At 61.2% G+C, this 8,766-nt stretch carries 9 protein-coding genes and 1 pseudogene; 8 read left to right on the top strand and 2 right to left on the bottom strand.

What is annotated here, in order from left to right:
* Positions 1-1,295 (bottom strand): hypothetical protein (locus Q8N40_RS12000; protein WP_305711963.1); only part of this gene is annotated, 1,295 nt, incomplete at its 3' end.
* Positions 1,296-1,573: 278 nt separating this feature from the next.
* On the opposite strand from Q8N40_RS12000, the pseudogene Q8N40_RS11995 reads away from it, so the two are divergent.
* The 7 genes and pseudogenes from Q8N40_RS11995 to Q8N40_RS11965 form a co-directional block, all read left to right on the top strand.
* Positions 1,574-1,702 (top strand): annotated as a pseudogene (locus Q8N40_RS11995) (hypothetical protein); the annotation flags it as partial.
* A 68-nt stretch (positions 1,703-1,770) separates the two neighbouring features.
* Positions 1,771-2,007, top strand: a complete 237-nt coding sequence (locus Q8N40_RS11990; protein ID WP_305711962.1) for a type II toxin-antitoxin system VapB family antitoxin — start codon at positions 1,771-1,773, stop codon at positions 2,005-2,007.
* The gene (locus tag Q8N40_RS11985; protein WP_371135677.1) at positions 2,007-2,414 is read left to right on the top strand and encodes a type II toxin-antitoxin system VapC family toxin; all 408 of its coding nucleotides are present in this window, start codon (positions 2,007-2,009) and stop codon (positions 2,412-2,414) included. Before Q8N40_RS11990 ends, Q8N40_RS11985 begins: the two co-directional genes overlap by 1 nt.
* Positions 2,415-2,600: 186 nt before the next feature.
* Positions 2,601-2,843, top strand: a complete 243-nt coding sequence (locus tag Q8N40_RS11980; protein WP_305711960.1) for a ribbon-helix-helix domain-containing protein — start codon at positions 2,601-2,603, stop codon at positions 2,841-2,843.
* Positions 2,840-3,241, top strand: coding sequence for a type II toxin-antitoxin system VapC family toxin (locus Q8N40_RS11975; protein ID WP_305711959.1), 402 nt, complete (start codon positions 2,840-2,842; stop codon positions 3,239-3,241). The genes Q8N40_RS11980 and Q8N40_RS11975 overlap by 4 nt, the downstream gene beginning before the upstream one ends.
* A gap of 197 nt (positions 3,242-3,438) precedes the next feature.
* Positions 3,439-4,701 (top strand): serine hydrolase, encoded by a 1,263-nt coding sequence (locus tag Q8N40_RS11970; protein ID WP_305711958.1) that lies wholly within the window; start codon positions 3,439-3,441, stop codon positions 4,699-4,701.
* A gap of 270 nt (positions 4,702-4,971) precedes the next feature.
* Positions 4,972-6,255 carry an N-acetylmuramoyl-L-alanine amidase gene (locus Q8N40_RS11965; RefSeq protein WP_305711957.1) on the top strand — a complete coding sequence of 428 codons (1,284 nt, stop codon included), beginning with the start codon at positions 4,972-4,974 and terminating at the stop codon, positions 6,253-6,255.
* Positions 6,256-6,372: 117 nt separating this feature from the next.
* Here the strand turns inward: Q8N40_RS11965 and Q8N40_RS11960 are convergent, their stop codons facing one another.
* Entirely contained in the window at positions 6,373-7,731 is a 1,359-nt protein-coding gene (locus Q8N40_RS11960; protein ID WP_305319840.1) for an NAD(P)H-dependent oxidoreductase, read from the bottom strand.
* A gap of 228 nt (positions 7,732-7,959) precedes the next feature.
* On the opposite strand from Q8N40_RS11960, the gene Q8N40_RS11955 reads away from it, so the two are divergent.
* Positions 7,960-8,766: LysR family transcriptional regulator (locus tag Q8N40_RS11955; protein WP_305711956.1), on the top strand; the 807-nt coding region annotated here is incomplete at its 3' end.

Genomic DNA, 8,766 nt, shown 5'->3' with positions numbered 1-8,766 from the left:
TCGAAGATGGTAACGAAATCCGGGAGCGATAGAATTCTGGCGGTCGTCTTAGGCACTCGCACTCTCTTCGGCGCGGTCCCAGTACGAGGAATGATAGCGATGATCGACGTTTCCTCTGGCCGAAGAAGATTTCCATTTGCGTCGCGAAATTCAGCGACGCGTCGATCGTTCTCAAGTCGAAGACCCCAATCCTCATTAGCCGCGAAGATGTCGCGAATGTCTTTCTCTATATCGGGTAAGTCACCCAGCGCGCGATCGTCCAGCACGATTACGAATTGGCATTTCCGTTCGCTGTGAATAAACGCCGCAAACTGATATGGTAAGGTATGGGCGCGAGTGGCCAGCGCTAGTGGACCTTGAAACATCGTTCGGGGATGGAATCGTTGCCCGAGGAACTCTGCGACTGAATTTGTTGAGGATTGGTCATTTGTCTTATGGCGAACGTCCCAATAATCCAACACGGAGCCGAGCGCGTTCCTGAGAGACAACGGGTACTGCTTATCCTCGATTCGGATAGAGACTGCGGGTAGGAGGGTTCCTGTCATCAGCGCGTCGCCGAAGCGTGACTTGGTCTTCGGTGTGCGACAAGTCCCAAGTTCGATAACGAGATCTGGGCTGATGCCTACATCAGGTCCAAATTCCAAAGGGCCTTCCGTCAAGGCCGTATGGCAATGGTCCCAAAATGCGTTTTGGGGCGTTTCGATGTGACCAGGCGTCACGCCCGTAGCATCGCCGACGAATGCGTGATCGATGGTGGACACCAAGTAGTCTTGAAATCTCAAGACCGCGTGCAAATCGTTAAGTGCTGAGGGCGAAGAACTATGTTGCAGCTTGAACGCGTCGACGTAGTCGGAAATGCGCTCCACGGAACTACCATAGAATAATCTTAGGTACTGACCTCTTGAAAATACCTTGATCTCGCCCCAATCCGCCTCCGGTACATAGTCCTCCAGCATAGAAAACTCTGGAAGACACCGCAGCATCTTACTGGAAAAATCATGAAAGGCTGGGTAACTGTCGATTCGTTTGTCGAACGCGAAGCTCTGAGGGGGTAGTGAAGCAAAAACACTGAATGCGAAGAGATGTTTTACCTGACTGGAGATATTCGGGAGCCAGAGATCGGAGATGTTGAGCGCAACGCACACGTCGTGGGGATTGTACCGTTCAAACAATTTCTGAAGTTGTGAGAAACGTTGCGTGAAGTCATCGAGCAAAACATGGCTCTTGTTGCGCGCGGACATCGATTTCTTGGCGGCCTTCTTCCTTCCGGGTTTCTTGCGTGGGGGCTTTTTCAATGCAATGCACCTCGTCCAACTAATCTATCTTCGAAGCCAACTGGCCTGTTCTTCCGGCAAAGAGCCGCTTCGCAAGTGTATATTGAAAGCAAGGTTCCCACAGGTGGAAGTTTCCGCATCGTAAGTTCTTGGCGGGGAGTATGTGATTTCCAGGCAATCACGGCCTGGTTGGGCAGCTAGACCCATAGGCAACCGAACTAGCGATCAACACTCTTTGGAATTACGGTGACAGTGCATTTAATGGTCGGAGTAGTTTAACGCACTGTCACCGCAACCCGGATTTCTACGCGTTCGATATGAAGTTTCTCGGCGAGACCGCGACGCGGATCATCAACGAGGTCAAGGGCGTCAATCGGGTGGTGTATGACATCACGAGCAAGCCGCCGGGGACGATTGAGTGGGAGTAGGTGACCCTTGAAACTCGGGTATGTTGATGTATATTGATCATCAATAAATCAGCATTCGCGCGGTTGTCATGGCGTTGCAAATCGCAAATCCGGTTGTTGTGGCGAAGGTCGAACGGCTGGCTCGTGCCACCGGCATGACCAAAACCGCTGTCGTCGAACGTGCCATCGATGCCCTCGCAAGCCAGACCCAGTCGGCGGCCATACCCGGGCAAATGGCGGCGCTGCTGGCGCAGCTGGACCGCGTTCCCGATCGTACGGACGCCAATGATCCCCTGGAATGGGACGCGGCCGGACTGCCGAAATGATCGTGGTCGACACCTCGGCCATCGTCGCCATCGCGCTGGGTGAGCCGGAGCGGCAGGACTTCATCAGAATAATCGAACGCGCCGAAAAGGCTCTGGTCAGCACCGTCTCGGCCGTCGAGGCGCGCATGGTAGTCCATGGCCGGCGCGGTGAACGCGCGGTCGTTCTTCTCAACGACATGCTGCGGCTGCCGACCTTCGAACTGGTCGCGCCGGCCGCGTCCGAAGCAGACGCGGCATATGCGGCATTCGTGACTTATGGCAGAGGCAGCGGCCATCCCGCGGGATTGAACTTCGGTGATGTGTTCAGTTATGCACTCGCGAAGGTGCGGGGGCTCCCGTTGTTGTACAAGGGCGCCGATTTTTCCCAAACCGATATACCGAGTGCGGCTGCTGCAAAAACGGCATAGCGGGACGGCAGCAGATGCTGCGCGTTCGAATTACGGCGGCAGTGCATTTAATGGGCGGAGAAGTTTAGTGCACAGAAATTACCGTGTCTCACTTATGGGGTGCAGTCCAGGACCTCCGGCCCTTGCGGAGGTTTGCCTCAATATATAACCTGTAACAGGTTATATCCGACCCCCGGGTGATTTCTCATGAACTTCAACCTCTATCTCGACGATCAGACGGCCGAGGAACTGGACCAGACGGCCAAGACGCTGGGCGAGACGCGCAGCGGGTTGATCCGCAAGGCGTTGCGCGAATGGCTGGACAAGAAGACGCTCGGCAGCCCTGGCTGGCCACCGCTGATCCTGGAGTGGCAGGGCGTTCCCGACACGCCGCCATTCGAAGCGTATCGCGATGAGTTGCGGCCGCCGCGTGAAGACGCCTTTTCGTGAAGTATCTGCTCGACACCAATGTGCTGAGTGACTTCGCGCGCGGCGAACAGGCGGTGATGGCGCGGCTCCGTCAGGAAGCGCCGTCCCAATTGACCGTTTCGGTCATTACCGAATTGGAAGTGGAGTACGGACTGGCGCGCAACCCCGGCCTTGCGCCGCGCGTGCGGGAGGCCATGCGGATGCTTCTGAACACGATCTCCGTCCTGCCCTTCGAGCGCGAGGATGCCCGCGTGGCGGCGCAATTGCGCGCAAGCCTGAACGAGCGCGGGACGCCCATCGGCGCCTATGACCTGCTGCTCGCGGCTTGTGCCTTGCGGCGGGGGCTGAAGATCGTAACTCACAATGCCCGCGAATTCGTTCGCGTCGGTGGACTCGGGCTCGAGGATTGGCACCGGTAAACTTCGACGCTGGATGCGCGATTCGCCGGCGCCGCCGCGCAACCCGCAGGATGGGGTGGGCCGCTTGCAAAACCCATCATCTCATACAAAAGACGCTTGATGGGTATCGCTTCGCTCCATCCATGCTGCGTGCTGCTTGCTGCGCCTCACCCTGCATCATGCTACGATTCCACATCACCCCTTCGGAGTAAGCCCAGATGTCCGTCGCGACCGCCGCATCCAGCCCGAGTCCAGCAACCGCCACTGACACCGATCCGCAATCGCTCGGCTGGATGCAGGGTTTTCCGCCGCCGCCGGACAAGACCATCACGTTTCACAACGGTTCGTTCCGCAGCTTTCCCGAGTTGCGCTGGGCCTGGAGCAATATCCGCCAGCTGGTGCCGACCGTGAATGTCTGGCGCGGGGCAGGGCCGGTGTCGGTGCTGCCGCGTGAGGACCATGATATCGGCGCGTCGGCGTCCGTCACGATGGATGGCCGTCCCATGACCTTCGCGCGCATGCTGGAGGAAACCTATGCCGACGGCATCGCGGTGCTGCACCGGGGCAAGTTGATCTACGAGCGTTATTTCGGCGCGCTGAAGCCGCACAAACCGCACATCTCGATGTCCGTGACAAAATCGTTCACCGGCACGCTGGCCGGCATCCTGATTGCCGAAGGCAGGATCGATCCGCAGGCGCCGATCACGGACTATGTGCCGGAGCTGAAGGCCAGCGCGTTCGGCGATGCGCGGGTGCGCGAGGCGATGGATATGACGACGGGCCTCGAATACACTGAGGTCTATACCGATAGGAATTCCGGGGTGTTCGCCCTGCGGCGCGCGAACGGCATGGCGCCGATCGAGCCGGGCTATGAGGGCGCGACCCATATTCTCAATTTCCTGTGCACGCAGCGCAAGCAGGGCGAGCACGGCAAGGCGTTCGCCTACAAGACCGTCAATTCCGACGTGCTGGCCTGGATCATCAGACGGGCGAGCGGCATGACGCTGTCCGATCTGCTGTCGGAGCGCATCTGGATGCCGATGGGCGCGGAGGAGGACGCGCATTATCAAGTCGACCGCATCGGCACCGAAAGCGGCGGCGGCGGCCTTTCGACGACGCTGCGCGATCTCGCCCGCTTCGGCGAAACCATCCGCAACCACGGCCGCTTCAACGGCCGCCAGATCGTGCCGTCCGCCGTGGTCGAGGACATTGCGCGCGGCGGCGATCCCGAGAAATTCAGACCGGCCGGCTACGCCACGCTGCCCGGCGCGTCGTACCGGAACCAGTGGTGGGTGACGCACAATGCGCACGGCGCCTACATGGCGCGCGGCGTGCACGGCCAGGGCATCTATATCGATCCAAAAGCCGAGATGGTGATCGCACGCTATGCCTCGCACCCGGCCGCCGGCAACGCCGCCAACGATCCCGTCACGCTGCCGGCCTACATGGCGCTGGCGAAGGATCTGATGGCGGGAGGCTGAGATCGCCGCCAGTCGTGGGGCTGGCTGACTTGTCCGCCGCAGCTCGAAGAGCGAAGGCGGGAATGGCAGGCTCGCCGCCTTGACCGGATGGAGCGCCGCAAACATCCACCGGCGGCAGGAACACGCTGGTGTCGCGCGACGCCACCGCCAACCCGGTCACGCGGACAGTTTACTTTTTCAAGAATACCACCTAGGATTGATAGAATTTCGGGTTAGTCTTTCAGCCGTCAAAAATAGTCCTGCCAGCCTCAAGCGAAAAAAGGAGCAGAAATGACTCTGGTCGTGCTTGATCCCGGTCACGGTGGAACAGCGAAAATAGGCGGTTCCAGCCCCAACAATGCGGTCGGTCCCACGGGTTTGCTGGAGAAGACGGTTACGCTGGATCTTGCGTTCCGCGCTGAGAAGATCCTGGCCGATCTCGGCCATAGCGTGGTGCTGACGCGCAAGGCCGATAACAATGTCGGGCTTGCAGACCGCGCGAAAGCAGCGAAGTCGATCGCCGCGCCGGTGTTCCTCTCGATTCACCTCAACGGCTTCGACCACGTGGTGCAAGGCACCGAGACCATCTGCAACACGGTGCACAATTCGCTGTCGGCCGACCTTTGCCGCGCTGTTCAGAAGCGTGTCGTCGCGGCTACCGGACATAATGACCGCAACGCCGGCCATCCGGGAGGCGTGAAGCGTCAGCCGCTGGGCGTACTCAAACCGGGCCTGCATCATGCCAGCACCGCTTGCTGCCTGCTGGAAGTCAGTTTCATGGACGTCGCTGCCGAAGAGACGCGGCTGAAGACGACTGCCTATCTCGACAAGATTGCCAAGGCTATCGCCGCGGGCATTACCGACTTCATCGGAGTCGGTGAGATGGCCGCAGTGCGAGGCGCAGGGGTCTTCGAAGACGGATTCGCAGCGGCCGGCGGAAAAGCATCTCCCCTGCCGCCAGCGACGAAGGCCGCATCCAGGGCGCCAAGCGGCAAACCAATCGCAAAACCGTCCCGCAAGACGTCCGCCAAGATGAATGACAAGAAGGAGTTCTCCAAGGTCGACATTGGCGCCGGTTTCGATCCGGGATCTCCGGTCCGGGGTTCGACTGCAGCCGCGCCGGCGTCAACAGCCTTCGACATGCAGGCGTTCCGGAGCTTCGTTCAGTCGCTGGGCCTGCGCCATTTCAGCGCTGAGGAACTACTGTTCATGGGCGCAAGCAACGCGCCGGGCGGCAGTTGCGCTGGCAGGAACCATCTTCCAGAGCAGGCAAAATGGCACCGCATCGCAGCCACGGCGAGGATGCTCGATGAAATTCGGCACCGGCTGAATGCCAAATGCACCGTCCTGTCGGGGTATCGCAGTCCGGCCTATAACAGTTGTATCGGCGGAGAAAGCGCCAGCCTCCACATGGAATTCAACGCGATCGATTTTCGCTGCGTCAGCGGCACGGCCGCGCAGTGGCATGCGGTTGCGAAGGCAGTGCGCGCCAGTACGCCCGATTTCAAGGGCGGTATCGGCAAATATTCAAGCTTCGTTCACATCGACACGCGCGGCACCAACGCCAATTGGTGACGGCTGCGGGGAGCCGCGGCCGGAACCCTTCGCCGAAAAGTTCCGCACCGTTTCATGAGCGCGTAGCGTCGGGGACGATTGCGTCGCGACGCTGCCCTCCCGATGCATGATTGCCGGTCATGCGGCGCGGGTGTTGGGGCGGGCGAAGGCGGCCTCCATCTCGCGCCGGATCTTGACGGCGAGATTGGCGGGATCGTAGGCGACGTCGTTCCATTTCAGGCGCTGACCTTCGGCGATGTCGGTCTTGAGCTTGACGTTGTGGGCGAGCCCGAGCGGAAGATAACCCTCGTCGAGCGAGGCCGTGGCGGGGGTCTGCTTGCCCCAGACGCAGAAGCCGCCTTCGCCGTCGAGCATCTCGCCGGCCTTGAGCGCGCGCTTGGCGGTGGCGACGACATCCGAGTTGAACATGACAGGCGCGCCGGTCGGCTCCTTGCGCAGCGCGGCGGAGGCGACGGAGATGCCGAGTTCCAGCCCGATCATGTGGATCGGCCGGTACAGGCAGGCATATTTGCCGGTCTTGTCCGGCAGCATGCTGTACTCGCGAAAACACTCCTCGGTATAGGCGCTGTCGCTCTCGATCACGACATAGGTCCCCATCACCAGGCTGTTGGGAACATCGGTGCCGTCGCGATAGACCGAAGACGTCACCTCGGTCACTCCCTTGCGCTCCAGCACGCCGCCGTCCGATTTCGGCTTGCAGATCTCGGCATGCTCGAAACGTGTCGCCGGCGGAAACGACAGGCCCTCGGTCTGCGCATGAAGCCCGGTCGCATTGCAGACGGCGGTCATCTCGATGCCCGACTTGGTGCCATCGACGAAGCTGTTGAACATCTTCGGATTGATCGAGTTGCGATCCTTGATCTTCATGTACTTGTCGAGGATGTCCCAGACCGTGTCGGGCGTCGACTGGTGGTATGTCGGGTGATAGCGCGTGCCCTTGCCGGCCGACACCACCTTGAAGCCCGCCGCGCGCGCCCAGTCGACATGGTCGGCGATCAGCGCCGGCTGGTCGCCCCAGGCCAGCGAATAGACCACGCCGGCCGCTTTCGCCTTGCGGGCCAGCAACGGACCGGCGACGGCGTCGGCTTCGACATTGACCATGATAATGTGCTTGCCGTGCTCGATCGCTTTCAGCGCGAATCGGATGCCGGCGCCGGGATCGCCCGTCGCCTCGATGATGACCTCGACGCCGGGATGGGTGACGAGCTTGTCGGCATCGTCGGTGATGTGCGTGGCGCCGTTCTTGAGCGCGTCCTCGATCGTGGCCGCCGCATATTGCTCCTGCGGCCAGCAGGCAAGGTTCAACTGCGAGCGGGCGCGCGCGGTGTTGAGGTCGGCGACGCCGACGATGTGCATGCCGTCGGTGTTGCGGGCCTGTGAAAGGAACATCGTTCCGAATTTCCCGGCGCCGATGATGGCGACCGTCACCGGCCGTCCGGCCGCTTTCCGTTCCAGCAGCATGCGATGCAGGTTCATGTGGGTGCGCCTTCCGCCTTCGGCCGATCGATGATCGGGCCAGCCTCATCCAGTGAGGAATTGACGACCAGAAAAGCCAGTGCAGCCCCTACCTCGGGCGGGCGACGTCTCCTCCGGATCGTCTGCAGCTTATTTGATGAGCTGCAATCCTCATTTGTGAATGGTAGCATGACAAAATAGCGCAAAAAAGCGAATAAGGATGCGTTTATCGATGAACTGTATTCGTCAATGATCGGCGATTTGCCGCCGCTGCAGTGGCTGTTGACCTTCCGCGCCGTGATGGAGGCTGGCAGTTTTGCCGGCGCGGCCAAGCTGTTGAACCTGACGCCGTCGGCGATCAGCCACCAGATGCGCGCGCTGGAAGGCATGCTGGATCGACCGCTGTTCCTGCGCGTCAATCGAACCGTGATCCCGACCGAGGAGGCGCTGACCTACAGCGCATCGATCGGCGAGAGTTTTGCCCGGCTGGTGACCGCAACGCGCCGCGTCGCCTCCGGCGCCGGCGTGCGCCGCCTGCCGATCCACACCTCGCCGAGTTTTGCCACGCTCTGGCTGGTGCCGCGGCTCGGACAGTTCCTACGCGCGCACCCGGCGATCGATATTGCGCTCTATGCCAGTCACGAGCCCGCGCGGCTCGGCCGGGACGGCATCCTGATCGATATCCAGTATGCGCGTCCGGTGCCGGATTCCTGTGAGGCGGTGCCGCTGGTCGAGGAACTGATCGTGCCGCTGGCGAGCGCAGGCTTCATGGCCGAGCACCGCTTGACCACCCCCGCCGATATCGCCCGCGTGCCGTTGATCCACTCGCTGCGCTGCGTGGTGCCCTGGGACCAGTGGTCGGCCCGGCACGCGCCGCTGGTCCCGCTCAATCCGCGCGGCCTGCAATTCGACCGCGCCCATCTGGCGCTCGCGGTCGCGGCAGACGGGCTTGGCCTCGCGCTCGAATCGACCCTGCATGCGGGCGACCATCTGCGCCGGAGTGCACTGACCATGCCTTTCGGACCGCTCGGCATTGCCGCCGTCGCCCACCGCCTG

The organism is Bradyrhizobium sp. (assembly GCF_030693485.1).
In the GTDB taxonomy this organism is placed as follows: Bacteria; Pseudomonadota; Alphaproteobacteria; order Rhizobiales; family Xanthobacteraceae; genus Bradyrhizobium.
Note: the sequence above shows the minus strand (reverse complement) of the source record. Positions and strands in the feature narration are given on the sequence as shown.